Source organism: Falsiruegeria litorea R37 (assembly GCF_900172225.1).
GTDB classification, from domain to species: Bacteria; Pseudomonadota; Alphaproteobacteria; order Rhodobacterales; family Rhodobacteraceae; genus Falsiruegeria; species Falsiruegeria litorea.
In genome coordinates this window covers 151,468-176,285 of the sequence record NZ_FWFO01000003.1, presented here as the reverse complement: position 1 = coordinate 176,285, position 24,818 = coordinate 151,468, and the positions used below count along the sequence as shown (strand labels likewise).

General features: G+C 56.3%; 26 protein-coding genes. 15 read left to right on the top strand and 11 right to left on the bottom strand.

The features are described 5' to 3' along the window. Positions 1-3 precede the first annotated feature (3 nt). From TRL7639_RS17165 to TRL7639_RS17145, 5 genes are all read right to left on the bottom strand, one after another. Positions 4-1,275 carry an ABC transporter permease gene (locus TRL7639_RS17165; RefSeq protein WP_085797095.1) on the bottom strand — a complete coding sequence of 424 codons (1,272 nt, stop codon included), beginning with the start codon at positions 1,273-1,275 and terminating at the stop codon, positions 4-6. 96 nt (positions 1,276-1,371) lie between these two features. Beyond that, positions 1,372-2,463 (bottom strand): extracellular solute-binding protein, encoded by a 1,092-nt coding sequence (locus TRL7639_RS17160; RefSeq protein WP_085797094.1) that lies wholly within the window; start codon positions 2,461-2,463, stop codon positions 1,372-1,374. 71 nt (positions 2,464-2,534) lie between these two features. Next, positions 2,535-3,632 carry an ABC transporter ATP-binding protein gene (locus TRL7639_RS17155; protein ID WP_085797093.1) on the bottom strand — a complete coding sequence of 366 codons (1,098 nt, stop codon included), beginning with the start codon at positions 3,630-3,632 and terminating at the stop codon, positions 2,535-2,537. 216 nt (positions 3,633-3,848) lie between these two features. After that, positions 3,849-5,246: an aspartate aminotransferase family protein gene (locus tag TRL7639_RS17150; protein WP_085797092.1), complete on the bottom strand. Its 1,398-nt coding sequence runs from the start codon at positions 5,244-5,246 to the stop codon at positions 3,849-3,851. 74 nt (positions 5,247-5,320) lie between these two features. Then, positions 5,321-6,001 carry a GntR family transcriptional regulator gene (locus TRL7639_RS17145; RefSeq protein WP_085797091.1) on the bottom strand — a complete coding sequence of 227 codons (681 nt, stop codon included), beginning with the start codon at positions 5,999-6,001 and terminating at the stop codon, positions 5,321-5,323. Between the two features lie 144 nt (positions 6,002-6,145). Between TRL7639_RS17145 and TRL7639_RS17140 the strand changes: the two genes are divergently transcribed. From TRL7639_RS17140 to TRL7639_RS17125, 4 genes are all read left to right on the top strand, one after another. Continuing rightward, the gene (locus tag TRL7639_RS17140) at positions 6,146-7,231 is read left to right on the top strand and encodes a polyamine ABC transporter substrate-binding protein (protein WP_110647170.1); all 1,086 of its coding nucleotides are present in this window, start codon (positions 6,146-6,148) and stop codon (positions 7,229-7,231) included. 90 nt (positions 7,232-7,321) lie between these two features. After that, complete coding sequence (locus tag TRL7639_RS17135) at positions 7,322-8,449, top strand: ABC transporter ATP-binding protein (protein WP_110647178.1); 1,128 nt, start codon at positions 7,322-7,324, stop codon at positions 8,447-8,449. Continuing rightward, positions 8,449-9,339, top strand: a complete 891-nt coding sequence (locus TRL7639_RS17130; protein ID WP_085797088.1) for an ABC transporter permease subunit — start codon at positions 8,449-8,451, stop codon at positions 9,337-9,339. The genes TRL7639_RS17135 and TRL7639_RS17130 overlap by 1 nt, the downstream gene beginning before the upstream one ends. Next, the gene (locus TRL7639_RS17125; protein ID WP_085797087.1) at positions 9,336-10,154 is read left to right on the top strand and encodes an ABC transporter permease; all 819 of its coding nucleotides are present in this window, start codon (positions 9,336-9,338) and stop codon (positions 10,152-10,154) included. The genes TRL7639_RS17130 and TRL7639_RS17125 overlap by 4 nt, the downstream gene beginning before the upstream one ends. Positions 10,155-10,157: 3 nt before the next feature. Here TRL7639_RS17125 and TRL7639_RS17120 read toward each other — a convergent pair whose 3' ends face one another. The 3 genes from TRL7639_RS17120 to TRL7639_RS17110 form a co-directional block, all read right to left on the bottom strand. Then, the gene (locus TRL7639_RS17120; protein WP_235820438.1) at positions 10,158-10,967 is read right to left on the bottom strand and encodes a phosphotransferase; all 810 of its coding nucleotides are present in this window, start codon (positions 10,965-10,967) and stop codon (positions 10,158-10,160) included. Between the two features lie 135 nt (positions 10,968-11,102). Continuing rightward, a complete protein-coding gene (locus TRL7639_RS17115) occupies positions 11,103-11,771 on the bottom strand; it encodes a flagellar hook capping FlgD N-terminal domain-containing protein (protein ID WP_085797086.1) in 669 nt (222 codons plus the stop codon). Positions 11,772-11,773: 2 nt separating this feature from the next. After that, a complete protein-coding gene (locus TRL7639_RS17110; RefSeq protein ID WP_165759838.1) occupies positions 11,774-13,336 on the bottom strand; it encodes a flagellar hook-length control protein FliK in 1,563 nt (520 codons plus the stop codon). Positions 13,337-13,568: 232 nt separating this feature from the next. On the opposite strand from TRL7639_RS17110, the gene TRL7639_RS17105 reads away from it, so the two are divergent. From TRL7639_RS17105 to TRL7639_RS17065, 9 genes are all read left to right on the top strand, one after another. Continuing rightward, entirely contained in the window at positions 13,569-13,856 is a 288-nt protein-coding gene (locus TRL7639_RS17105) for a rod-binding protein (protein ID WP_085797274.1), read from the top strand. After that, positions 13,846-14,205: a flagellar export chaperone FlgN gene (locus tag TRL7639_RS17100; protein WP_085797084.1), complete on the top strand. Its 360-nt coding sequence runs from the start codon at positions 13,846-13,848 to the stop codon at positions 14,203-14,205. Before TRL7639_RS17105 ends, TRL7639_RS17100 begins: the two co-directional genes overlap by 11 nt. 208 nt (positions 14,206-14,413) lie before the next feature. Further along, positions 14,414-15,238 carry a flagellin N-terminal helical domain-containing protein gene (locus TRL7639_RS17095; protein WP_085797273.1) on the top strand — a complete coding sequence of 275 codons (825 nt, stop codon included), beginning with the start codon at positions 14,414-14,416 and terminating at the stop codon, positions 15,236-15,238. 71 nt (positions 15,239-15,309) lie between these two features. Continuing rightward, positions 15,310-15,678 (top strand): flagellar biosynthesis regulator FlaF, encoded by a 369-nt coding sequence (flaF, locus tag TRL7639_RS17090; RefSeq protein ID WP_085797083.1) that lies wholly within the window; start codon positions 15,310-15,312, stop codon positions 15,676-15,678. Positions 15,679-15,682: 4 nt separating this feature from the next. After that, positions 15,683-16,087: a flagellar biosynthesis repressor FlbT gene (gene flbT, locus TRL7639_RS17085; RefSeq protein ID WP_085797082.1), complete on the top strand. Its 405-nt coding sequence runs from the start codon at positions 15,683-15,685 to the stop codon at positions 16,085-16,087. Beyond that, positions 16,084-16,875 (top strand): DUF1217 domain-containing protein, encoded by a 792-nt coding sequence (locus TRL7639_RS17080; protein WP_085797081.1) that lies wholly within the window; start codon positions 16,084-16,086, stop codon positions 16,873-16,875. The genes flbT and TRL7639_RS17080 overlap by 4 nt, the downstream gene beginning before the upstream one ends. Before the next feature lie 422 nt (positions 16,876-17,297). Continuing rightward, positions 17,298-18,248, top strand: a complete 951-nt coding sequence (locus TRL7639_RS17075; protein WP_165759837.1) for an AraC family transcriptional regulator — start codon at positions 17,298-17,300, stop codon at positions 18,246-18,248. 166 nt (positions 18,249-18,414) lie between these two features. After that, positions 18,415-18,879: a (2Fe-2S)-binding protein gene (locus TRL7639_RS17070; protein ID WP_085797079.1), complete on the top strand. Its 465-nt coding sequence runs from the start codon at positions 18,415-18,417 to the stop codon at positions 18,877-18,879. Between the two features lie 2 nt (positions 18,880-18,881). Continuing rightward, positions 18,882-21,062, top strand: a complete 2,181-nt coding sequence (locus TRL7639_RS17065) for a xanthine dehydrogenase family protein molybdopterin-binding subunit (protein ID WP_085797078.1) — start codon at positions 18,882-18,884, stop codon at positions 21,060-21,062. A gap of 52 nt (positions 21,063-21,114) precedes the next feature. On the opposite strand, the gene TRL7639_RS17060 is transcribed toward TRL7639_RS17065, so the two are convergent. Further along, positions 21,115-22,656, bottom strand: coding sequence for a DUF427 domain-containing protein (locus TRL7639_RS17060; protein WP_085797077.1), 1,542 nt, complete (start codon positions 22,654-22,656; stop codon positions 21,115-21,117). Positions 22,657-22,799: 143 nt separating this feature from the next. Here TRL7639_RS17060 and TRL7639_RS22910 point away from each other — a divergent pair, with 143 nt between their 5' ends. Continuing rightward, on the top strand, positions 22,800-23,066 hold the full coding sequence (locus tag TRL7639_RS22910) for a hypothetical protein (RefSeq protein WP_133057670.1): 267 nt from the start codon (positions 22,800-22,802) through the stop codon (positions 23,064-23,066). 134 nt (positions 23,067-23,200) lie between these two features. On the opposite strand, the gene TRL7639_RS17055 is transcribed toward TRL7639_RS22910, so the two are convergent. Continuing rightward, complete coding sequence (locus tag TRL7639_RS17055) at positions 23,201-23,902, bottom strand: winged helix-turn-helix domain-containing protein (protein WP_085797076.1); 702 nt, start codon at positions 23,900-23,902, stop codon at positions 23,201-23,203. Then, positions 23,874-24,161, bottom strand: a complete 288-nt coding sequence (locus tag TRL7639_RS17050) for a hypothetical protein (protein ID WP_085797075.1) — start codon at positions 24,159-24,161, stop codon at positions 23,874-23,876. Before TRL7639_RS17050 ends, TRL7639_RS17055 begins: the two co-directional genes overlap by 29 nt. A 175-nt stretch (positions 24,162-24,336) precedes the next feature. On the opposite strand from TRL7639_RS17050, the gene TRL7639_RS17045 reads away from it, so the two are divergent. Beyond that, on the top strand, positions 24,337-24,789 hold the full coding sequence (locus tag TRL7639_RS17045) for a hypothetical protein (RefSeq protein ID WP_085797074.1): 453 nt from the start codon (positions 24,337-24,339) through the stop codon (positions 24,787-24,789). Positions 24,790-24,818: the final 29 nt, after the last annotated feature.

The window sequence follows — 24,818 nt, the reverse complement described above, 5'->3', positions numbered from 1 at the left end:
CCGTTACCCCAGCTTCACGTTGTCGATGCCCACGATCTTGTCATAGGCCCAGTAGAGGATCAGAACGACCACCAGCAGGATCGTGCCCAATGCGGCCGCAAGGCCCCAGTTCAAAGAGCTTGAGATGTGGTAGGCAATCCGGTTTGAGATGAAGACACCTTTGGTGCCGCCAACGATTTCAGGCGTGATGTAGTAGCCAATCGCCAGAATGAAGACGAGGATCGAGCCCGCCCCAATGCCGGGGATCGACAGTGGAAAGTAAACGCGCCAGAACGCCGTCCAGTTGGTCGCGCCCATGGATTTCGCCGCGCGCAGATAGGTCGGCTGGATCGTCTGCATCACCGAATACATCGGCAGGATCATGAATGGCAGTAGGATGTGGGTCATCGCAATGATCGTGCCTGTTTGATTGTTGATCATGACCAGTCGGGAATCATCTGCCACCATACCCAGCCAGACCAGGACCTCGTTGATGACACCCTGTTGCTGCAGCATGACCTTCCAGGCCGATGTCCGCACCAGTAGCGACGTCCAGAAAGGCAGAAGCACCAGGATCATCAGCACGTTTGCGGTGCGCATCGGCAGGTTGGCCAAAATCCAGGCCACCGGATAGCCCAACAGAATACAGGACCCTGTGATGATCAAGGACATGATCAGCGTACGGCCAAACAGCTTGACCAGGATCTGCTTGTCTTCGGGTTGTGACTGCGCCCCCTCGGGCGTGCGGCGCATATCCACGGCGTTCAGGAAGTAGCCGTTGGTGATCGTCGGTGAGTGTGTTTTGATCACGCGCCAAGTTTCGACGTCGCCCCATTTCTTGTCGACGTCGATCAGCTTTTCCTTGAACGGCGCGTCCGCCTCCGGGTCCATCCGCTTGATTTTTCGGCCCGACTTACGAAACAGCGACGACATGCCAGTCTGTTCATAGTTCAGGCGGGTGCCAAGGCGAGTGTGCTTCTTGGCGTCGATTGCGACAACCATATCAGCGACAAAGGCGGCATAAACGGGTTCATCCGGCAGCTCACCGCTGTCGGCGTTCCAAGCCTGCAACTCTACCACTGTAAGAGGAAGGGTTTCCACGACAATGCTATTCTCGACCGAGCGGGACAGCATCGAAAAGATGGGGATGATGAAAGAAAACAGCACAAAGAGGAGGAGCGGCGCAATTAGCATCAACGCCCTCATCTTTTGCAGTCTCAGCGCGCGGGCCAGGCTTTTCTTTAGCGGCGTGCCGTCTGCGGCAAGCATTGGCCCATCGGAGGTGGTGTCCGTCATATCTTCCCCGTTGGTCTTGTTTTTATTGGTAAATGTCCAAACGAATGGAGGTGGAAAGGGCCTAATACTGGCCCTTTCCGAATTCGGACGAGGCGATTACTTCGCCAGCCACGCCTGGAATTTGGCGTCGATGTCGTCACGGTAGTCAGCCCAGAACTCGTAGTTGTACAGGAACGTGTTCTGCGCGTTGTTCGGATCGGTCGGCATGTGCGGTGCCATGTCAATGCCCAGATCGGCGTGCTGGCCAACCAGCGGTGCCGAAGAAGCACGAGCCGGACCATACGAGATCCACTTGGCCTGATCTGCCAGACGCTGGGTGTCGGTTGCGAAGAAGATATAGTCCAGAGCTTGCTTCTTGCGCTCGTCGCTCAGACCCGCCGGAATGATCCAGCCGTCCAGATCGAACACCTGCGCGTCCCACAGCATGGCAACCGGCTGCTTCTGCTCTTCGATGACCGAGAACAGACGGCCGTTATAAGTCGAACCCATGATGACTTCGCCGTCCGCCAGCAGCTGCGGAGTGTCCGCACCGGCCGACCACCAGATCACGTCGTCTTTGATGGTGTCGAGTTTGGCCAGAGCCTGATCCTGACCTTCGGGAGTGGCCAGAACGTCATAGACGTCGTCTTTGGCAACGCCGTCACAGATCAGAGCCCATTCCATGTTGTTGATCGGACGCTTTTCAAGCGAACGCTTGCCCGGGTATGCATCGGTGTCGAAAACCGCGCAAACGCTGGTGGGGGCAGTGTCGCCAACCAGGTCGGTGCGATAGCCGAAGGTGGTCGAGTACACGATCTGCGGGATGAAGCAGTCAGACACCAGCAGGTCGCCAAAGTCGTCAGCCGCCGAGGTGCCATCAGGCGCGGGCGCCAGCATGGTGTCGGGGTCGATTTCCATTGCCAGACCTTCGTCGCACAGGCGGATCGCGTCCGCTGCAACTACGTCAACCACGTCCCAGGTCACGTTGCCCGCTTCGTTCATGGCGCGTAGTTTCGCAACCGCTTCGGCTGAGCTGTCGTCGTTGATGATAGTGACGCCGGTCTTTTCCGAATAGGGGTCGTGGTACGCGTTCTTTTGCGATTTGGTGTAGGCACCACCCCAGGACACGATGGTCATTTCCTGCGCAAATGCAGCAGGCGCCACCAGAGCTGTGGTCACTGCAAGTGCTGTGAGTTTGGTGAATTTCATATTTCTCTCCATTGTTGAACGTATATTTCAGACGGCCCCGATCTGACGTCGGGGTCCGCAAAGGTTTGCAATCAGGCGTCCAGCGCCCGGCAATCTTCGGGCAGCCAACCGATCTCGATCATCGAGCCTGGTTCGTGACGAACCTGATCGGGAGCATTCCGGGTTTTAATGACGAATTCGTCATTTCCAGCAACGCGCAAGCGTGTGCGGAAGATGTCGCCCATATAGATGAATTCCAGCACTTCGGCCTTGATCGTATGTGTGCCTTCCTTCAGGCGATCCTTGTTGTATTCAACCCGCTCGGGGCGGATTGACACGCGGGTGCGGTCGCCCACGCCCACATTGATCGGCTTGGCATCGATCAGCTCACCATCATCGAGCTTGACCAAGGCAACTTCGCCATTGATTTCCTGAACCACCCCTTCGAGCGTGTTGTTTTCGCCGATGAACTGGGCGACGAAACTGTTTTCGGGTTCTTCATACAGCGTATCGGGTGGCGCCAACTGCTGGATTCGACCGTCGTCGAATACCGCAACGCGGTCCGACATGGTCATCGCCTCGGTCTGATCGTGGGTCACATACACGGTGGTAATGCCCAGGCGGTGCGCCAGATCGGTGATTTCGAACTGCATCTTTTCGCGCAGCTGTTTGTCGAGCGCGCCGAGAGGTTCGTCCATAAGAACCAATTCGGGTTCAAACACCAGAGCGCGCGCCAGGGCGATCCGCTGCTGCTGACCCCCCGAAAGCTGCGCCGGGCGGCGACCGCCAAAAGCGCCCATTTCCACCATGTCCAACGCGCGCTTCACCTTCTCTTCACGCTCGGACTTGCCGATCTTGCGCACTTCCAGAGGGAAGCTCAGGTTCTCGGCAATCGTCATGTGAGGGAACAGGGCGTAGTTTTGAAACACCATACCAATGCCACGTTTGTGCGGCGGGATGTTGTTGATCGACGTGCCGCCCAAACGGATGTCGCCATGTGTTGCGGTCTCGAAACCGGCCAACATCATCAGGCAGGTTGTTTTGCCTGAGCCCGACGGGCCGAGCATCGTCAGAAACTCGCCCTTTGGCATTGTGAGATTGAGATCTTTGACGACCAGAGTTTCGCCGTCATAACTTTTCTGAACGCGTTCGAATTCTACGAACGCGTCATTGCTGGATGATGCAGTCAACGCCAGCTCCCCGAAGTTTGTTTGCCGCGGTCTGTGCCGCTTTGGATAAAGCTTAAGCGCCGAGTTGGTCCGAACGCAACCGATTTACGACACTCGAGAGACAGTTGCGACTGTTTTTAGGCCATTATCGCCATTGGTCAGCACACAAAAGAGGCGACCAATTTGATTGGTCGCCTCGAGAATCAGGTAGTTCGGGACGTTAAATCTGACGCTAAGTCAGGATGCGGCCTTCATCATGTCCTTTTCGACAAGTTCCGCATGCGCTTCATCCAGAGATTTGCGAATCCGTCTCATCATCTCGTCAATGTCCGCAGGGGTCAGGATGAGGGGCGGCGAGATGATCATGCGGTCGCCGACATGGCGCATCACCAGATTATTGGCAAAACAACGGTCGCGACAGACATAGCCAACGGTTCCCGGCTCGGTCGCAAACTTCGCGCGGCTTGCCTTGTCCGGGGTCAGGGCAATCGACGCCATCATGCCGCAGATCTTGGCCTCTCCCACCAGCGGGTGATCGGCCAGAGCTTCCCATTTTTCTTTCAGATAGGGGGCGGCCACGTCGCGGACGTGATCGACGATGCCCTCTTCTTCGAGGATACGCAGGTTTTCCAGAGCGACGGCTGCTGCCACCGGGTGACCCGAATAGGTATAGCCGTGGTTGAATTCACCGCCTGCGATCACTTCGGCGACTTCGTCACAGACGATCGACCCGCCGATGGGCGCATAGCCCGAGCTGAGACCCTTGGCGATGGTCATGATGTGGGGCTTGATGCCGACAGTTTGCGAACCGAACCAATCGCCCGTCCGGCCAAAGCCGCAGATCACCTCGTCCGCGATCAGCAGGATATCGTATTTGTCGCAAATGCGCTGAATTTCGGGCCAGTAGGTTTCAGGCGGGACGATCACGCCACCCGCACCCTGAATGGGTTCACCGATAAAGGCCGCGACGCGATCTTCGCCCAACTCAAGAATGGCTTTTTCCAGCTCTTGCGCGCGGGCGAGGCCAAAGTCCTCGGGTGACATGTCGCCGCCTTCGGCCCACCAATTGGGTTGGTCGATGTGGTGAATGTCGGGGATCGGCATGCCGCCTTGGGCGTGCATGTGCACCATGCCACCCAGGCTTCCCGATCCAACGGACGAGCCGTGATAGGCATTCTTGCGGCTGATGATGATGTTTTTGTCAGGTTGCCCTTTGTTGGCCCAATAGGTGCGCACCATTCGGATGTTGGTGTCGTTGGCTTCGGACCCGCCAGCGGCAAAGAAGACGTGGTTCAGATCGCCCGGCGCCAGCTCGGCCAGTTTGTTGGCCAGCGCGATGGCGGGTACATGGGTGGTCTGAAAGAAGGTGTTGTAATACGGCAGCTCGCGCATCTGGCGCGCGGCTACATCGGCCAATTCGTCACGGCCGTAGCCGATGTTGACGCACCACAGGCCCGCCATGGCGTCCAGGATTTCCTCGCCTTCGCTGTCGGTCAGATAGACCCCCTTGGCCCGCGTGATGACACGCGCACCTTTCTGAGCCAGCTCGCCGTTGGCGGTGAACGGGTGCATGTGGTGGGCGGCATCCAGCGCCTGAAGTTCGGCGGTGGGCAGGTGGTTCGTGATGGTCGTCATGATGCGGACTCCTCGCAAAAGGGCTTTGAACGCAGAATATGATCAAATTATCCTAAGTCAATCGACAAGCTGAGTCACGTGGTTTTGGACAGCATCCCCACCATCAGTTCCATGCCTTGCTCGACGTCCTGCTCCATGGCGCGACCAGCCGCGGCAGCATCGCCATTGCGCAATGCATTCAGCATGTCCTTGTGGCGGTCAGGTAGGTTTTGCGTTCCAAAACGGCCACATACGACCCGCAACGATGGGCCAAAGCGGAGCCACATGCGATCTGCAAGATCGCGCATGATCGGCGCATCTGCAGCACGATAGAGAGCTTCGTGAAATGCGTGATTGTGCTTTAGGTAGCCAGCGACATCGCCTACTGAAATCGCACGATCAAGCGCATCATCTATCGCCTCCAAGGCGTCGACTTGGGCCGGGGTTATGCGTTTAGCTGCTCGACGTGCTAGCTCTGATTCCGTTGATTTTCTTACATAAATCAGCTGCTCGACGTCATTGGTGGTCAGGACGGGTACGCTGACGCGCCGATTGCCTTGGAAAATCAATGCCCCATCCGAGATCAAACGGCGGATCGCTTCGCGCACCGGGGTCATGCCCACGCCAAGCGAATCAGTCAGGCCCTGGATGGTCACAGCCTGCCCCGGAGCCATCTCTCCGAACAAAATTTGCGCCTTGAGCGTCTGGTAAACCTGCTCGTGAGCAGGACGTTTGCCATTCTCCGAGTTTTCGGCGGGCGCCTTATTTTTGATCATATTCAAGGGACTTGACCCAAATTTTCCTACGTTGAGCTGCGTTTGCTTTGGGTGAAACCATAAACACTGTTGCCGCAGAAGGCAAAACTTGATCAAATCTAGGCAGGCGGGAGCATACCCGCTGCCATGCAGGGAGACACTCATATGAAATTCAAAACGCTGACGCTGACAGCCGTGATGGCGCTTGCGACCTCGGCGGCTTTCGCTGAAGAGGTCCGGGTCTACAACTGGTCCGACTACATCGACGAAGAACTGCTGACCAAATTCGAAGAAGAAACCGGGATCAATCTGATTTACGACGTGTTCGATAGCAACGAGGTTCTGGAAACCAAAATGCTGGCCGGCGGATCGGGTTATGACGTTGTGGTCCCGTCTGGTACCTTCCTGCAGCGCCAAATTCAGGCGGGCGCGTTCCAGAAGCTGGATATGTCCAAGCTGCCGAACGCCGTGAACCTGTGGGATGTCATCCAGGACCGCACCTCGGGGTATGATCCTGAAAACGCTTATTCAATCAACTATATGTGGGGCACCACTGGCCTGGGCGTGAATGTCGGCAAGGTCAAAGAGGTGTTGGGCGAAGACGTCTCCATGAGCAACATGGATCTGGTGCTCAAGCCCGAGAACATGGAAAAACTGGCCTCTTGCGGAGTACACTTCCTGGATGCGCCGGCCGAGATCATTCCAATGGTCTTGCAGTATCTGGGCGAAGATCCCGACAGCCACGACAAGGACGTGATCGCAAAGGCCGAACCGGTGCTGGCTGCTGTTCGTCCCCATATTCAGAAATTCCACAGCTCGGAATATATCAACGCGCTGGCCAATGGCGACATCTGTGTAGCGGTCGGTTGGTCGGGCGACATTCTACAGGCACGTGACCGCGCGGCCGAAGCCGAAAACGGGGTTGAGATCGCCTATAACGCCTTCTCGCAGGGTTCCCTGATGTGGTTTGACCAGATGGCTATTCCGGCAGATGCCCCCAATCCCGAGGCAGCGCACAAGTTCCTGAACTTCATCCTTGACGCTGAAAACATGGCGGCGGCGTCGAACTATGTTTACTACGCCAACGGCAACAAGGCGTCGCAGCCGATGCTGGAATCCGATGTGATCGACGACCCTGCGATCTATCCGGATGATGAAACTATGAAGAACCTCTACATCACAACGCCTTACCCGGCAAAAACACAACGGGTTGTCACGCGTCTGTGGACCAAGATCAAATCGGGCACCTGATTTGAGACGGACAGCGGCCAGGCCAGAATGGTCTGGCCGTTTTTTGGTTGCACTACAAGGCCCGCATGGGCGGGATGTATGGGGGTTATCGTGAACTCGACCGTTTTTGCACCGTGGGAAGATCCACAGGCTGAGCCACTGATCCATTTTCGAAATGTCACCAAGCGATTTGGGTCTTTCATTGCGATCGACAACCTGACGCTGGATATTTACGAACGCGAGTTCTTTGCTTTGCTGGGTCCATCTGGATGCGGCAAGACTACCATGATGCGGATGCTGGCAGGGTTCGAAAACCCGACCGAAGGCAGCATCGAGCTTGCTGGCCGGGATATCGCGGGCGTGCCTCCAAACAAACGTGCGGTGAACATGATGTTTCAGTCCTACGCGCTGTTCCCGCACCTAAATATCTGGGAAAACATCGCGTTTGGTCTGCGTCGCGACAAGATGCCGAAACTCGAGCTCGAGGCGCGGGTCGAAGAAATGCTCAAGCTGACCCGTCTAGAGAAATTCGCGACCCGCAAACCGCATCAGATCTCGGGTGGGCAACGTCAGCGCGTGGCGCTGGCCCGTTCGCTGGCCAAGGCTCCGAAATTGCTTCTGCTGGATGAGCCGTTGGGCGCTTTGGACAAGAAGCTGCGGCAGGACACGCAGTTCGAACTGATGGACATTCAGGAAAAGACCGGCACCACCTTTGTCATCGTGACCCACGATCAGGAAGAGGCGATGACCGTCGCCAGCCGCGTTGCTGTCATGGACGAAGGCCGCCTAATGCAGGTGGCCACGCCAGACCGGATTTATGAGAACCCGGAATCTGTTTATGTTGCTGATTTCATAGGTGATGTGAACATCATCCAGGGGCGCGCGACCGCCGCCGGAGAAGACTCCTATCGAATCGATTGGGCCGAAGGGCAGGGGCAATTAACCGCGACTTCGGCCACCTCGTTCGACGCCGGACAAACCTGTCATTTGGCGATCCGCCCGGAAAAAGTGACAATCACGGCCGACCGGCCCGAAGCTGCCGACAACGTGGTGCAAGGCCGGGTGCATGACATCGCATATCTGGGCAACCTGTCGACCTATTATGTCGAGCTGCCCAACGGCACAATCATCAAGGCGCAGACGGCCAACACCCGCCGCATCTCGCGCCGCAGTTTCACGTGGGAAGACCCGGTCTGGCTGTCCTGGACGGCCACCGCCGGTGTCTTGTTGGCGAACTGATGCGTCGCGTTTTTCTGATCGCCGTTCCCTACGCCTGGTTGCTGGCGCTGTTTCTGGTGCCTTTCGGGATCGTCCTGAAAATCTCGCTCAGCGACACGGCCATCGCCATCCCGCCCTATGTCCCGACACTTGATCTGGCCGAAGGGTGGGCCGGGTTCCGAGCATTTCTGTCCGAACTGGATTTCGAAAACTTCGTCTGGCTGACCGAGGATGATCTGTATTGGAAAGCCTATCTCAGCAGCCTCAAGATCGCGCTTATTTCGACGGTCTTTACTCTTTTGGTCGGTTACCCTATGGCCTACGGCATGGCCCGGGCCCCATCCGAGTGGCGCCCGACGCTGATGATGCTGGTCATCCTGCCGTTCTGGACCTCGTTCCTGATCCGCGTCTATGCGTGGATGGGTATTCTCAGCAACGAGGGGTTTCTGAATCAGATCCTGCTGTGGCTGGGTGTAATTTCCGAGCCGCTCACGCTGCTCAACACCAACACCGCTGTCTACATCGGCATCGTCTACACTTATCTGCCGTTCATGATCCTGCCGATCTATGCCGCGCTTGAACGGTTGGACGGTTCTCTGATTGAGGCGGCCGAGGATCTGGGCTGTTCGCGACTACAGGCATTCTGGCTCGTGACCATTCCGCTGTCGCGTCCGGGGATCATCGCCGGCTCGTTCCTGGTCTTTATCCCGGTCCTGGGTGAGTTCGTGATTCCCTCGCTCTTGGGTGGGTCCGGCACGTTGATGATCGGCAAGGTTCTGTGGGAAGAATTCTTTTCGAACCGCGACTGGCCGGTGGCAAGTGCCGTTGCAGTGGTCCTGCTGTTGATCCTGGTGATCCCGATCGTGTTGTTCCAGCGCAACCAGCAAAAACAGGCGGAGGCAGAGCAATGACCAGATTGAGTTGGTTCAATGTCGTCTCGCTGACGCTGGGGTTTGCGTTCCTGTATATCCCGATGCTGATCCTGATCATCTTCAGCTTCAATGAAAGCAAGCTGGTGACCGTTTGGGCGGGGTTCTCGACCAAGTGGTATGGTGAACTCATGCAGAACGAGGCGTTCTTGAACGCAGCTTGGGTCACCGTCAAAGTGGCGGTGATGTCGTCGACACTGGCAACTGTTCTGGGAACGATGGCGGCCTATGTGTTGGTTCGGGGTGGTCGTTTCATGGGGCGAACTCTGTTCTCAGGGATGATCTACGCTCCGCTTGTCATGCCCGAAGTTATCACAGGTCTGTCGCTCTTGCTGTTGTTCATCGGGATCGGCTTGGATCGTGGGGTGCTGACAATCGTGCTGGCTCATACGACATTTTCGATGTGTTACGTTTCGGTAGTGGTGTCATCACGGTTGGTCACCTTTGACCGTTCCCTAGAGGAAGCAGCGCTTGACCTGGGATGCTCGCCCTCAGAAGCGTTTCGGCTTGTCACGCTACCAATTATTGCGCCTGCTGTAATTTCAGGCTGGCTTTTGGCGTTCACGCTGTCTCTGGATGATCTTGTGATCGCATCTTTCACGTCTGGCCCGTCGGCGACAACTCTGCCGATCAAGATATTCTCGGCTGTGCGCCTTGGAGTTTCGCCTGAAATCAATGCCTTGTCCACGATCATGATCGCAATTGTGACAGTCGGGGTGATCACTGCCTCGCTGGTCAGTAAACGCGCCATGGTACGTCAAAAACAAGAGGAGCAGGCGGCGGCTCGAACCGCCTGATCCTTAACAGGTGTCGAGAGCGGCCAGCTCCAGCTCCAGAGCTGATCCATAATCAGCCGCGCCGCGCTCTTGCCTCCACAGGCAATAGGCCGCCATGCGCCAATGGTACCAAGGACGCAGTTCGGCGTAGCGCCCGACTGTCTCGTTGTCAGGGTAGGCTGCCAAGAACAACTGGGATTCAGCCTCTGTTAGGGGCGCCCCACGATACAGCATTTGCATTGCAGGAGACAAAAACATCGCCAGATCCTCGCAGGGGTCACCAACCGCCGGGCACTGCCAGTCAATCAGTATGGCTTGTTTGTCGTGCATCAGGACATTCCCCGGAACAGGATCACCGTGGATCAATCTGCATTCGGAGAGCTGTGACAAATGGCGAACGGGTTTGCTGTTGCCGATAGTCCTGCGGGCATCAGACCTGCATTCAGACAGGATCGCCAGTCCGTGAGCTTCCAGGTCCGAACTGCCGTTGCAGCCGTCCGGAACATCCGCAGGCGGGGGCACCTGATGAAGGCGGTGCAGAACTTGTGCTACCGGTTCGGGATTGCACGACCAACATGATCCCGGAGCATGATCGTAAAGAACCCAATCTCCTTCGTCGAACGGGCCGTGGCCAAGCAATTTGGGCGCGATCCCCGTCAGTTCCAATTCGCGAAGGCAAAGGCTCTCCAGCTTTGGATCATTTCGAAACAGTGGGTTTTGCAGATCATTGCGATAGAGTTTCAGAACCGCATGACGATGCCGCCCCAGAATTTTCCAGACGCGGTTTGTGCGCCCGCCCAACAAGACTTCGAACCGGTCATCAGTCCGAGCCAATCTACGCTCGACAAGTGTCGAGATTAGGCCGAGCGGTGGCAACTCTTCTGGATTTGACAGCACGATGCTCCAGCAAATTGGCTGGATCAACACCAGCGGGCTTCAGGTCTGGTCCTATCCATGCGCGGACAGAGACTATCCCTGAGCACGCACGGCCGTAACCTTGGATGCCAAAATCGCCTGTCCGCCATCCAGGATCAAGGTCACTTCGCCATTCTGGACCTGAGCTTCAATGACTTTGCTGTAAGCAGCTGCGGGTTCTTCCTTGATAACCTTGCTGTCTTTGCGGCTTTCGATCGCAAAGCTGTACAATCCCGAGGGTCTTGCTGCTCCTGATTCGTCCAACCCTGACCATTTCAGAGGAGCGTCTGACACAGGAATTTTCTGCCGATCCACCACTGTGCCTTCAGCATTGCGGACGACAAGATATGCTTCGGTTGCGTCTTTGTCCGGAGCAGGCGATACGGTGATCGGTTGACCGGAATAGTGCGCCGGTGCGATGGCGCGCGCCTCTTTGCCGATCCAGTTGGACAACTCGGCCATTGAGTTTCCACCCAGCTTGCTGACCAAAGCTTCAAGTGTCTGGTTTGTTTTTGTTTGCTGTTCGACCATCGAAAATTGCGCCAACTGCGCGGCGTATTCAGACGAATCCAAAGGTTCCAGTGGATCTTGGTTCTGGGCTTGAACAGTCAACATTTTCAAAAAAGTTTCAAAGTCGGACGTCAACGCGCTCGACTTACTCGGAGAAGACGTTGTCTGGTTTGACGAGTTGGTTGCTGCGGCTTGCGAAGTTTGTGTGATCATAACTAGAGCCTCATATCCAGGCCAGATTGCTGAACAGGCCGGTTGGGGGGCGATGTCGAAGGAGCAGACATCTCGGGTTCGATGCCCTTGTTGGCATGCGAATCGTCGTTAGGGGCGTGGCCCGCAGAGTCACCTGACGCTGATGACCCATCTGAAAATTCGAACTCTATGTCACCATAGCCCAAATTCCGGAACTCTTCGATCAACAGATCTGCATGCCGTCGCATCAATTCCAGGGTTTCCGGGCGTTCTGCCACGATAGATATGGCTACGGTCGATTCGCCTGCGGCTATGGCCATTCTGACACGACCAAGTTCTTCCGGGTTCAAGGCGATATCGACGGTGCCTTGTGAGCGAGCGTTTGCTTGAGCGGCCAGTTGGCCACCAATCGACCTTGCGATGTCCGGCCTAAGGACGTCCGCTGGGGCAGTCACTGTTTGCGGGGTGGCCGCAGATGTTCCAGCAAGGCCTAGGGCATCTTCAAGTGGTAGTGAGCTCAGCATGGCGGAGAAATCTTCGCCGCTCGAAAGTTGTAGGTTGTCTGATATGCTTTGGACAATTGCACCTTGGTGAGCTCCGGTGAAAGTCGGCGAGAGATTTAACTGCGGTTTCGGAGACGGATGTTGCACAGCTGAGGTTTCGGTCGGCCAATTCTGCCGAACCCTAAGGCCAGCGTCCTCTTCTGCCTCTCCCTGCAGGCTGAACGGCAACCCGTTTGCCATCTTTTGAACCTCAGAAGCGTCAAATTCTGCGGCAATGACCGACTTGCTCACCTCCGAAAGTGGAGGCGGAGTGCTGTGGGGAAATGCCCACGCACTTGTCAGGTGGCCCGCACCTAACGTGGTGGGCTGACGAAGTGTTTGAGAGGAGTGCGTGGAGAGATCATTTTTTGCCTCATCCGGTGACTTTTCGGCGGAACGCTTGCTGAATTCGAGCAAGTTACCTTGGTCGGTTGCAGGGCCCGTCACTTGTCTGGATAGGGAATGTGGATGCGTGGGGTCCACGCCAGTTGCTTCAGGAATTGTATTGCTTGCTTCTGGACCCAGAGCAGCGCGAGACAGCACTGACGTTTCTAGCACATTTGCGCTCAAATCGACCGGTGACATTCCCTCGGCAAGGCGGCTTGCATCCTGCATAGTTGCAACGTCCTGAGCGCCGACTGTCACGGAACCGGTCTTATTGGGTATCTGTTTGCGATCATTCGAATAAACCGCCTGAGAGTGTTGTGAAGCCACAGGGAAGGCGACCGACTCCGTTGGCCCCGCGTTATGCGAAAACAAGGCAGTTCCACCTGGTTCCTGGTGTCTGTTGAGATGTGTGTGAGATCCTAGAGCGTACTCTGCCGTTTCAACGTTCTCAGGGCGTGTCACGTCTTCCTCGGCCGAAAATTCCACACGCGATTCAGTGACTCTTGCAACCGCCAAAGAGACGTCATCAGGTGGCATTTCCGATGGGGTTTTGGCATGCGTCTGCGCGATGGCATCATGGCTGTCGGAGCTGGGCGCGCCAATATTCGGCGGCACCTGGTTATCGAGAACATGCGCCTCGCCCTCGGGCGTCTGCATGTTCTCGATAACCGCACCAAAGTCTTGCTCTGGCGCTTCGCGAGACCGCCTTTCGCTGGGGGACGCAGTTCTTGTGACAGTATCCCTAACGGTTTCTGGGAGAGGAAGAAGAGACATCTTTTTGAGCCCGAAGTTCTTTCGATTGAAAATACTCTGCGCTGAATTCGGTTACGTTTATTTTAACCGGTTTGACCGCAAGCTCTGACAATTCGATGTAATTTGAGGAAGCATGATGGATCCTTTGTACCGGACCACTCCCCCCCCGCAGGCCTTGTCAAAAACACGCGGAGATGGCGCGCTTCGAGACGTTGCGCAGAAACTTGAGGCCACCTTTCTGGCCGAAATGCTGACATCTGCAGGGTTGGGTGAATCCCGATCTCTTATGGGTGGTGGCTCTGGGGAAGATCAATTTCAATCGTTTCTGGTCCGGCAGCAGGCCGAGCAGATTGCAAAGTCGGGAGGGATTGGATTGTCGGAAACTCTCTTCAATGCACTGAAGGAGGCTCAGAATGAAAAATGAAACTGCGTCCGATTTGATTGCGGCCTTGGACGAGCTGCTGGACTTGGAACGGACAGCTTTGGTTGACGGTGAGTTGGAGCGCCTTGGCACCCTGTTGCCCCAAAAAGAAAAACTCATCGAGCGAATCAATCAACTGGATTCGGTTGAGCGTGACGCCTTGGTCGGAGTGCAGAACAAGGTGACGCGGAATCAATCTCTTCTCAACAGCGCAATGGAAGGGATCCAGGCGGTAGCCAATCGGATGGCCGAATTGCGCCGGGTTCGTCGGGGACTTGAGACCTATGATGAAAGCGGCCGCAAGACGCAGCACAGCACTGAAGTCAGCAAAAACCTGGAAAAACGCGCTTAGTACGCGATTGAATAAAATGCGAAAAATCTGGAATTTCGCTTTTAGCACTCCATTAGGACATCCCGGTCAATTGTGTCCTCGCACCTCGGATGAAGGTGGCGCGACGCCAAGGAAACAGAGCTCGCAGTCGTCAGAAAGACGTTTAGGCCGCCGCATTGGCGGAAGCAACTCTGGGCGGAAACCGTCCAATGACTGAAGGAACATGAAAATGACCAGCATTCTGACGAACAACGGCGCAATGGTTGCGCTGCAGACTCTCAAGTCGATCAACAACGATCTGACGTCGACCCAGAACGCGATCTCGACCGGTAAAGAGGTTGCGATGGCCAAGGACAACTCGGCCATTTGGGCGATTTCCAAGGTCATGGAATCGGACGTGTCCGGTTTCAAAGCCGTGTCCGAGTCGCTGTCTTTGGGTGAATCCACAGTGGCTGTCGCTTCGGCTGGTGCCGAGCAGATCACCAATATCCTGAACGAGATGAAGGAAAAGGTTGTCGCGGCAACTGGTGAAAATGTTGACAACGCCAAGATCACGGCCGACGTCAACGAACTCAAGGCGCAGATCACGTCGATCATCAGCGCATCGCAGTTCAACGGCTCGAATCTGCTCAACACTGCGGGTGGTGACATCACCGTGCTGTCGTCGCTGGATCGTGACGCAGCAGGCGCGGTTACGGCGCAGAACATCACCGTATCCTCGGTGGACTTTGAGGCAGGTCTCGACCTTACCACCATCGATGTTTCAAGTGCTGCAAACGCTGACGCATCGATCGATGACATGGAGACCTTGATCCAGGCTGCAGTCAACGGGGCGGCTGCCCTTGGTGCTTCGGCCAAGCGTATCAGCGACCAGAACGAGTTTGTGGGCAAGGTGTCGGACGCCATGAAATCCGGCATCGGGTCGTTGGTCGATACCGATATGGAAGCAGCATCTGCGCGCCTCAAGGCGCTGCAGACTCAGCAGCAGCTGGGTGTGCAGGCTCTCTCGATCGCCAACAGCGCGCCGCAGACCGTTATGTCGCTGTTCCGTTAAGGCAACCCTGGCCAGGGCTCTCACGGCCCTGGTCAACCTTGTTTCAGGTCTGATCACAGTAAGGATAGAATGTGAACGCGATTTCCGTAGCTCAAAAAGGATATGCCTCAACTTCCGCGCCGACGCGAACCCCGCGCAGCGTCGAATATGAGGCGGTGGCCCGGATCACCCACCGAATTCGTCTTGCGCAACAGGAGGGAGAACAAGGGTTCCCAGCATTGGTTGAAGCACTGCATATGAACCGTAAGCTTTGGACCATTTTTGCAGCCGAGGTTGTCGATGGGGACAATACCCTGCCCACAAACTTGAAGGCTGATCTGTTTTCCTTGGCGGAATTTACGCGCCATCATACCAGCAAGGTACTGGCCCGAACGGCCTCAGTAGACCCTTTGCTCGAAGTTAACACGGCCATCATGCGTGGCCTAAGGGGCGGGGCATGACGATATGAGTGGTTTGGTTCTGAAATTGGCACCGAAAGAGCGGCTTTTGATCAACGGTGCCGTCATCGAAAATGGCGACCGCCGGGGTCGGTTGTCGATTGTCACGCCGGATGCAAACATCCTGCGTCTGAGGGATGCCATCCACCCCGAAGATGCAACCACGCCGGTTCGACGTGTGTGCTATGCGGCCCAACTGGTCTTGTCCGGTGATAGCGATCCCACTGAAGCTCGTATGCCGTTGCTGCGGCGGATCGAAGAACTCAGCCAGGTGTTCACGGATCCCGACAGCCGGGCCTCTTTGGCTGAAGCAACAGATGCATTGGTCAAGGACCATCATTATCGTTGCCTGAAAGCGCTCAGGAGTCTCTTACCCCGCGAAGAACGGCTGCTTGCCGCGCATTCGCCATGAGTTTCTCACCTGTTGTGCCCACATCCGGTATTGTCGGTTGGAAGTTTCTTCAACGCACGTACGACAGTCAGTTGGAGAATTTCTCGAAATCACAAATGCGCTCACGAGAGCATCAGTACTTCTTAGACAATATTGGCGAAATAAAATCTGCTGAGGAGCTTGTGAACAACCGGCGTTTGCTCTCGGTCGCGCTGGGTGCATTTGGTTTGCAAGACGACATTGATAGCAAGTTTTTCGTCCAAAAAATCCTTCAGGATGGGACAAAGAGCGACGATGCCCTGTCCAATCGCCTGGCAGATGCGCGCTATCAGAAATTCAGCGAAGCGTTCGGATTCGGACCAGGTGAGCTGCGTAAAACCGGCTTGCAAACCAACATGGCCGAGGTTGTCAGACTCAACAACTTGGAGGCTTTCGAGGCCTCAGTTGGAGAGCAAGATGGGTCAATGCGCATCGCTCTTTTTGCGCAACGGGAATTGCAGGACTTGTCAGGTCAGTCGATGAGCGACGACGCCAAGTGGTTCAATGTCATGGGGCAACCGCCTCTTCGTCAGATGTTCGAGGTTGCCTTGGGTTTGCCCAGCAGCTTTGGTCAAATTGACTTGGACAAGCAGCTGGAAGTGTTCCGGGACAAGCTGCAGGCCGTGACAGGGTCGTCCGAGTTGTCGCAGTTTACGGATCCCGCCGTTTTGGAGAAGTTCACAAATCGGTATTTGGCTCGCGCCCAGATCAACGAATTGAGCAGCGGAAGCGATTCATCGTCTATCGCCTTGATGCTGCTACAATCATAACGCGCTTTATGTTGGTAAGGTCGTGCTTCAATTGACGATCGCTCTCTTCGCTCTTTCGCATACATGGCGATGAGCTGAGCTTGCTTTAAATCGCCTTGCTCGCGGAGATGCGGAAACGTGATTTCCGGTTCGCATCAAGCCGACAGAAAACCCCCTCGGCTCAAGAGCACTGGCTGATGGCTGTCAGTAGAACAACGTACCATGGTTGGATCGTTACTCTCTCCATCAATTCCTACTAACATTTAATGCCAAATGGCTAACATATTGAGCCAGGAACACCTCGTTGATCGTCCGGCACTGGACATTGGGAATTTAGATACAATGTACTTTGTGCACTGTTTAGTTTGGATCGCAACCGAATGCCCAGACCTGCCCGATACCCGTTTTCTCGTTTCGCACAGAAACTTTGCTTGCACCTAGATGTGCCTCAAGATGTTGCGCTGAAGCATGCGGGGCTTCCGGCGAATTTATTGGACGGTGACGGGCAGGGATTTTCGTCCAAGCAGTTGTTCGACATGTGGGATAGCATCATTTCGCAGGCAGGCGATGTAGACGTGCTGCAAATGGCGCGCGATTCGGCGCGAGGGCCGTTCAATCCTGCGATCCTGGCATTTTCCTGCAGCCCCAACACCGAAGTCGGTCTGCAGCGGTTGGGTGTTTTCAAACCTTTAGTGGCGCCGGTTCGAATCCAGACGATGCGGATAGACAACGCCCTGCGAGTTTCTATTGTCCCAGTGGACCCCGAGGTGCCGTTTCCGCTGAGCTTTGCCACGTTTGAGCTGGCATATTTCCTTGAGCTTGCACGCGTTCACACAGCCCGAGCGGTAATTCCTTTGCGCGCAGGCATCCCCGGGATGCCCGAGCAGCGTAACCGCCTGCAGTCGTTTGTGGGTATACACATCGAGCAGACACCACATGTGACCTTTGATCTGAGCTTGGAAGATGCTTTGCATCCGCTGATTACCGAAAATGAAGAACTTTGGCCCAGCTTTGAAAAAGGATTGCGCGCGCAGCTGACTGTACGGGACAACAAGGCGTCTTTTAGCGCCCGGGTTCGCGTGGCTTTGATGGATTTGCTGCCAAGCGGACAATCCAGCGCTATGGCGGTCAGTCGCGAGCTGAATGTGTCGAAACGCAGTTTGTATCGCTATCTGGCCCATGAGGGGCAGAGCTTTCAGGGCATCCTGGACGACATACGTACCGAATTGTCGTTGCAATATCTGCGTGATGATGACCTGAGCGTTGATGAGATTTCTTATCTGTTGGCATTTAGCGACCCCAATTCGTTCTACAGGGCGTTCAAGGGGTGGACTGGGCTTACACCATTGCAGGCGCGCTCGCGGCAGCTCATCGAACAGGTTGGCACCATTTGAAAGTCATTTGGCACAATTTGGTTTTGGTTGGGCGACGTAGCGGCACTAGATCAAAACTCTAACGCTATGGCATTGCATGGTCTCAATTGCGACTTAAGTGATCGTTCACTTTATGTTTGCATCCGGGGCTTGCCGCTTGGCGTCACCGACAGGAGAGAATTGGATAATGACCCTGAACCTCAAGCTGAATGGCCAGACACATCAGGTCGAAGCAGAACCCGGAACGCCGTTACTTTGGGTGATCCGAGATGAATTGAAACTGACGGGAACCAAATTCGGATGCGGCGTTGCGTCTTGTGGCGCTTGCACCGTGCATCTGGATGGAGAGCCCGTGCGCTCGTGTCAGACCTACATCGAAGATGTGGAAGATGCCGAGATCACCACCATCGAAATCGTGGATCAAAACCCTGTGGGCGCGGCCGTGCAAGAGGCTTGGGCCGAGCTTGACGTTGTGCAATGCGGGTATTGCCAATCTGGGCAGATCATGTCCGCGATTGGGCTGCTGAGCGAGAACAGCAAACCCACGCTGGAAGAGATCGACGATTACATGAATGGCAACGCGTGCCGCTGTGCAACGTATCAGCGCATTCGTGCTGCCATCGTACTTGCATCCGAAAAACTGGAGGCCTGATCATGACACTGAACACATCTCGTCGTGGTTTTCTCAAAGGGGCCGCTGCAGCTTCGACCGTTCTGTTTGTTGGCATGCGACCCGATGGTGCGCTGGCAGCTGGATCGTCGCAGAGTGCCATGCTGAACCCGTTCGTCAAAATTGATGCGGACGGAACTGTAACTGCCATCGTCAAACACTTTGAAAAGGGGCAGGGGCCTGCAACCGGCCTCACCACTTTGATCGCCGAAGAACTTGGCATTTCGATGGAAGACATCGCTTACGAATTCGCACCGTCCGATCCGGGCGCCTACAACAACCTTCTCTTTGGTCCGGTGCAGGGTACCGGCGGTTCGACGGCCATGGCGAATTCTTACATGCAGTATCGTCAAGCCGGCGCCGCGGCACGTGAGATGCTGATCCGTGCCGCCGCGACGGAATGGGGCGTCAAAGCAAGCTCCTTGGACATCGTGGATGGGCAGGTGACAGATGGCACAAAGAAAGCACCTTTGGCGCAGTTTGTGGTGGCTGCGGCGCAGGTGGCGGTTCCTGAAAACCCGACACTCAAGGACCCATCAGAATTCCGCTTGATCGGAAACGCCAATGTGCAGCGCAAGGATACGCCACCCAAGATCAACGGCACCGCGAGATATGCCATGGACCTTCATCTGGACAATCAGATGGTCGCGGTGATCCTGCGCAGCCCACGCAAGGGCGCATTGGCTACCGGGTTCAATGACGAAGGTGCCAAGGGGATCAAGGGGTACATCCGCGCGGCCGTTCTGCCCAACAAAGCAGGCGTCGTGGTTTATGCCGAGCACACTTGGGCGGCATTCCAGGCGCGCGAGGCGCTAAGTGTCGATTGGGATGACACGAACGCCGAAACGCGCAGTTCGGATGAGATCCGAGAGCAGTTGGTTGCCGCTGTTAATGCTGAGCCAACTTATGTCCTGACAGAAACATCGGCGACCAAAGCGCAATCGTCGATGGATAGTGCGGCAACTGTGCTGGAAGAGACGTTCTATTTCCCTCTGCTGGCGCACGCCCCGATGGAACCTTTGACCTGCACCATCGAGGCGACGGCAGATGGTGGTGTGATCATGCACGATGGTTGTCAATTCCCGACGGTTCCGCATGGCGCGCTCTCGCAGATTTTGGGCCTGCCGATGGACAAGGTGCAGATCAATACGATGTTTGCAGGTGGTTCTTTTGGCCGCCGCGCAACTCCGGTGGCCGATTATCAGGTCGAAGCGGCTTTGGCTTTTGTCCTGACCGACTGGTCGCGTCCGGTGAAACTTGTCTGGTCACGCGAAGATGACATCACCGGCGGTTTCTACCGTCCTGCGGTGGCTCACCGGGTCCGAGTTGGGTTGAACGCTGACGGCGAAATTCTGGGTTGGGACCACCGCATCGCTGCGCAATCCATCATGAAGGGTACCCCGTTCGAGGCGATGGCTGTGCGAGACGGAGTGGACCATTCATCGGTTGAGGGTGTCACACAGTCACCCTATCTCATTCCGCAGCAACACATCGGCCTGACGGATGTGGCACCGGCAACCACGGTTCTGTGGTGGCGTTCGGTGGGGCACACACATACCGCTTATGTGGTCGAAAGCATGATGGATGCAGCGGCCAAGGCGGCGGGTCGCGACCCGGTTGAGTTCCGATTGTCGTATTTGAGCGGGGATGGAGCAGATCAGAAGCGGATGACCGGCGTTCTGAAACTGGCTGCTGAAAAGGGCAACTGGGGTTCCCCACCCGAGGGGCGCGATCAGGGCATTGCCGTCCACAAGTCGTTTAATTCATACGTGGCCGAAGTGGTCGAAATTTCGCGGGATGAAGACGGCTATGTTAAGGTCGAGAATGTGACCTGTGCGGTGGATTGTGGCATCGCAGTCAACCCGGATGTGATCAAGGCCCAGATGGAGGGCGGCATAGGTTACGGCATCGGCCATGTCATGCGGGATGAAATCACGCTGACGGAAGGTGTTGTCGATCAGTCGAACTTTCCCGATTACGAACCGCTGCGGATCGGGGACATCGGCTCTATCGACGTCCACATCGTGGCCTCGAATGAGGCGCCGACTGGTGTTGGGGAGCCCGGCACACCACCGTCTGCACCGGCGCTGGCCAACGCGATTGCGGTTAACGGTCCACGCGTGACAGCCTTGCCGATGATCAACAACGGCGTCGATTTCGTTTGAAGACGATCTCACAGTTGCGGCGCCCGTCCCTTCCTGGGGCGGGCCTATTATTTCAGCCTCTGACAGCGAAGCAGGCTACAGGCTGCGAAACATTGTGCAGCGCCACATCCCCCAAGGGTTCGCAGTCACCGCAGGCGGTTAGGATATCCTTGCTCAGCACGATCCGGTGGCCGACGGTTTTGCCGTAGTCCCCCAAACGGGCAGCGACATTTGCAGCTTGACCGATCACTGTGAAATCCAAACGTTCCCTCGACCCGATGTTGCCATAGGTGACGCGCCCGAACGAAAGCCCAATCGAACAGTCGCAGCTCTCGTCAGGGCAGTCGATCTCGGGCATCCGATGCACGATCTCATTAGCGCTGTTGAGCGCATTTTTCTTTGCCATCATCTCGTTATTGCCCGCAGGGAACACAGCCAGCACCGCATCGCCGATGAATTTGAGCACTTCGCCACCGTTTTCATGCACGATGTCCGAGGTGGATTCGAAGAACGCGTTCAGAAGCTCGATATAACGGTCGCGGCCCAGGCGTTCCTCGAGCCGAGTTGATCCGCGCAAATCGCAGAACATGATGGCGGCGTCGATCTCATCCCCGTCGCCCCGGCGGATTTCGCCACCCAAAACCCGCGCGCCAGAGCGTTTGCCCACATAGGTTTCCAACAGGGACTGCGCGTTTTCGCGTTGCATGAAAACTTCGTAAAAGCGTGCGATCACAACCGAGCATTCAAAAATCAAGCCAAGGTTGGCTGTTGTGAACCCATCCGGGTGGTCGCTGGTCAGGGTCAGAACGTTGGTGCGCCCATCCGAGAATGGCAGCGGCATGGCGACATAGTCCGTGGCGCCCTTTGCACGCAGGTCCTCCATGATTGGAAAGCTGTTTTCGGGATGTTCGTCATCCAGCCGCTGGCGCACACCGCCCAATCCGTTCGACACGTGGCGCAACGGGCTGTTTGTGTATGCAGGGTGGTCGTGAATTTCATAAGTCGGGGCAAAGGTCGAAATTTCGGGTGCGCCTTTCTCCCAGATGTAGTGTTTGCCTGCGATTAACGGATGTAGCGACCAGACCAGAACACCCAGGCGTGAAACGGCCACACCGTGTTCTGTCATTTTTTCAGCCAGTGCGCGGGTGAAATCTTCGGGTGTGTTCAGCGTCCAGGCGCCCCGCAGCAGCCAGTCAATCAGGGGCCCGCTGATGTTGCCATCGCTGGTCGAACGCAGTGTGTTTTCGCCCAGATCGATGTGGGTATAGCTTTGTTGCGCAAACCCGATATGTTCCGCAATCCCTTCGCTTTCGGGCAGGGCGTTTTCGTAGGCCCAAACCGAGTTGGTTAGCCGCTCACTGTCGAGTTGGATGTCGCGGTAGGTGGCGGTGCCCTTGAACGGGCAAAAGGTCTGCAGCTCTGTCGCCTCGCTCAGATCGACGCGGACGTCATCTTTGGGGAAATAGATCGTGGGGGGCAGGCGGGTTTCATACATGACCTTGGCCCGCTCGCTTGATGCGAGCTTGGTGCCATTGCGGAACACTTCGACCCGGCCTGTCAGCGGTTCGATGTCGATGGAATACCCCTGAACCTGCGGGGACGTGTGGACGTTCATGTTAGCCAGAGCCTCCGTCTTTCATGCGCAGATGCCTATTAGGATGGGGGGCAAGCCGAGACATTCCAAGAGGTCGGTACAAATTCAACCAATTGGAATGTGATGATGATGGTGGCATTCTGCAGATGCGATAGGAGGGTGAGATGGCGCGTATACTATGGGTGGCTTTGGTGTGTTGTGCGTTGCCTGCCTGGGGGCAGACACAAAAACCCCTGACGCGGGACGAATGCATCTGCGTGGCGGCTTGTGCGTTCAAGGGCACTCCGATCCAGCCGCCTGGCGCCAAACAATGCCCGCCGATTCACGACGAGCTGATCTATGACAACATGGCTCGATGCGCCTGTGTTACACCGAACCAGTCGGTGCGTCCCACCAACCAGGAGCAACAGCGCACGTCGCCAAATCACTAGAGTTGACAGGTCTTGATCCGTGAGACGGGGGTGCTCCCGCCCGTCGTCAATTTTTCTTGGCAGAAAAACCTCCTCCCGTTGGGCCGGGCCTCGCTGCGCTCGGCGGTTGGCGTGTGGGGCAAGGATGTTTGCAATCAAACCATCTGGATCACGTCCTTTTCGATGGCCAGCATATAGCCGCGGCGGGCGATGTTCCTGACCAAAAGTTCGCTCACCATCTGGTTGCCAAGCGTATCGCGCAGTCGTTTGATCCGCGTAGCCCCAGCGGCCTCTTCACAGTCCGAGGCATGCTTGCCCGAGATCATGGCCTCGATCTGGGCCCCTGAAAGCACGTCGTCGTCCATCCGCGCCTCGGCCAGCACTGACAGGGTTTCAATCGCCGCAGGCGTCAGTTTGAAGTCCATGTTGTTGAGGTAGACCGTGTTCTCTTCGCGGCTGATCAGCAAAGACGTCACTTGAATGCCCGAGCGTTCAATCTGCGCCATGCGTCGGTTCATGGTGACCAGCATCACCAGAAACGCCAATGCGGCGATCAGCATGGCGCTGGCAAAGACCAGCAGGACAAAGATCACCATGCGATAGCTGGTCAGCGTATCGGCAAAGGCGGTGCCGGATTGCGCCAGGATTTCGAGCAGTTTGATCTCGGCTTGGGTCGTGAGGTCATTATCGATGAACACCTGCTCGACACGCGCGTTGAATGCATTGGCATCCGGCAGAGTTAGAAACAAGAACACCGCCGCTGTTGCCAGGATGACCACGATCGCCGCGATCCCAAGCCCGACAAGTCGCGTCCCGGACCGGCGTGTCTCAGAAACGGAGATAGTAGGGTCCGGCATCCGCCTTCCTTTCCTGCAGGCCCTCGGGGCCAAAAACCGAAATCACATTGAGCAGGGTCCAGCCTGCAGCCTGCAGCCGCGCAGAGACCTCGGCGTTGGCCTGACCAGGAGAGCAGGCACTGACCTGCATCACGCCATAGTGCAGCCGCAGGGGACTGTCCTGCTTCGCCTTGTAGTCGGCATAACATTCAGCCGCAGCATGGCCAGAAGAGGCGGCAATCAGGGCGGCCAGTGCCGCGATTTGCATGATCTGTTTCATGGTCCTCATCCTGCGCGCTTGGGCGTGGTTATTCAATAACCACAGGGCTTTGAGGTGCCAGTTATTCGATAACAAGCGGGCGATATTGCCTGTCTGAGCGGTGCGAACCCAGTGTCGCTACATCCAAGACGCCCAACCTCGTGGGCCACATCAAGACCTCGAAAGGAAATGATCCATGCATCGTAAGTTCATCGCTCTCATCGTTGCCACCGCCGTTGCAATCACCGGGTTGTCTGCCGCTCCAGCTCGGGCGGGGGACGCTGAAAAGATCCTGGGCGGGTTGGCCGCCATTGCTTTGTTTGGTGCAGCCGTCCACCACTATGACAAAAAGAAAAAGCGCGAGCGGGTGGCGCGCCAGCACAATCGTTATCAGCCGGTTGCCCCGCGCCCGCTGCCGCCGCGCATCTCGCGGTATGATCTGCCGTCGCAGTGTCTGAAACAGATGCGCGGCTATCCCGGCAATCAACCGCTGCTCAAGCCCAAGTGCTTGCAAAAGCATTATTCGTACACGGGCAGCTTGCCGCAGATGTGTCGTATCTCGTTCTGGAACGGTCAGCGCAACAAGCAGGCCTATGAGCCGCGTTGCCTGCGCCAGCAAGGCTACCGTGTGGTGCACAGCCAATACTGAACCCAAGTCGGGCAGGGAGAGCGCCGACA

Coding starts and splice junctions, on each gene's coding strand:
- TRL7639_RS17100 (WP_085797084.1), top strand. CDS start 13,846: ATGAAAAATGAAACTGCGTCCGATTTGATTGCGGCCTTGGACGAGCTG.
- TRL7639_RS22910 (WP_133057670.1), top strand. CDS start 22,800: ATGGCGCGTATACTATGGGTGGCTTTGGTGTGTTGTGCGTTGCCTGCC.
- TRL7639_RS17060 (WP_085797077.1), bottom strand. CDS start 22,656: ATGAACGTCCACACGTCCCCGCAGGTTCAGGGGTATTCCATCGACATC.
- TRL7639_RS17105 (WP_085797274.1), top strand. CDS start 13,569: ATGGATCCTTTGTACCGGACCACTCCCCCCCCGCAGGCCTTGTCAAAA.
- TRL7639_RS17150 (WP_085797092.1), bottom strand. CDS start 5,246: ATGACGACCATCACGAACCACCTGCCCACCGCCGAACTTCAGGCGCTG.
- TRL7639_RS17165 (WP_085797095.1), bottom strand. CDS start 1,275: ATGACGGACACCACCTCCGATGGGCCAATGCTTGCCGCAGACGGCACG.
- TRL7639_RS17125 (WP_085797087.1), top strand. CDS start 9,336: ATGACCAGATTGAGTTGGTTCAATGTCGTCTCGCTGACGCTGGGGTTT.
- flbT (WP_085797082.1), top strand. CDS start 15,683: ATGAGTGGTTTGGTTCTGAAATTGGCACCGAAAGAGCGGCTTTTGATC.
- TRL7639_RS17110 (WP_165759838.1), bottom strand. CDS start 13,336: ATGCAGACGCCCGAGGGCGAGGCGCATGTTCTCGATAACCAGGTGCCG.
- TRL7639_RS17115 (WP_085797086.1), bottom strand. CDS start 11,771: ATGATCACACAAACTTCGCAAGCCGCAGCAACCAACTCGTCAAACCAG.
- TRL7639_RS17145 (WP_085797091.1), bottom strand. CDS start 6,001: ATGATCAAAAATAAGGCGCCCGCCGAAAACTCGGAGAATGGCAAACGT.
- TRL7639_RS17065 (WP_085797078.1), top strand. CDS start 18,882: ATGACACTGAACACATCTCGTCGTGGTTTTCTCAAAGGGGCCGCTGCA.
- TRL7639_RS17095 (WP_085797273.1), top strand. CDS start 14,414: ATGACCAGCATTCTGACGAACAACGGCGCAATGGTTGCGCTGCAGACT.
- TRL7639_RS17045 (WP_085797074.1), top strand. CDS start 24,337: ATGCATCGTAAGTTCATCGCTCTCATCGTTGCCACCGCCGTTGCAATC.
- TRL7639_RS17055 (WP_085797076.1), bottom strand. CDS start 23,902: ATGCCGGACCCTACTATCTCCGTTTCTGAGACACGCCGGTCCGGGACG.
- TRL7639_RS17050 (WP_085797075.1), bottom strand. CDS start 24,161: ATGAAACAGATCATGCAAATCGCGGCACTGGCCGCCCTGATTGCCGCC.
- TRL7639_RS17160 (WP_085797094.1), bottom strand. CDS start 2,463: ATGAAATTCACCAAACTCACAGCACTTGCAGTGACCACAGCTCTGGTG.
- TRL7639_RS17130 (WP_085797088.1), top strand. CDS start 8,449: ATGCGTCGCGTTTTTCTGATCGCCGTTCCCTACGCCTGGTTGCTGGCG.
- TRL7639_RS17070 (WP_085797079.1), top strand. CDS start 18,415: ATGACCCTGAACCTCAAGCTGAATGGCCAGACACATCAGGTCGAAGCA.
- TRL7639_RS17140 (WP_110647170.1), top strand. CDS start 6,146: ATGAAATTCAAAACGCTGACGCTGACAGCCGTGATGGCGCTTGCGACC.
- TRL7639_RS17080 (WP_085797081.1), top strand. CDS start 16,084: ATGAGTTTCTCACCTGTTGTGCCCACATCCGGTATTGTCGGTTGGAAG.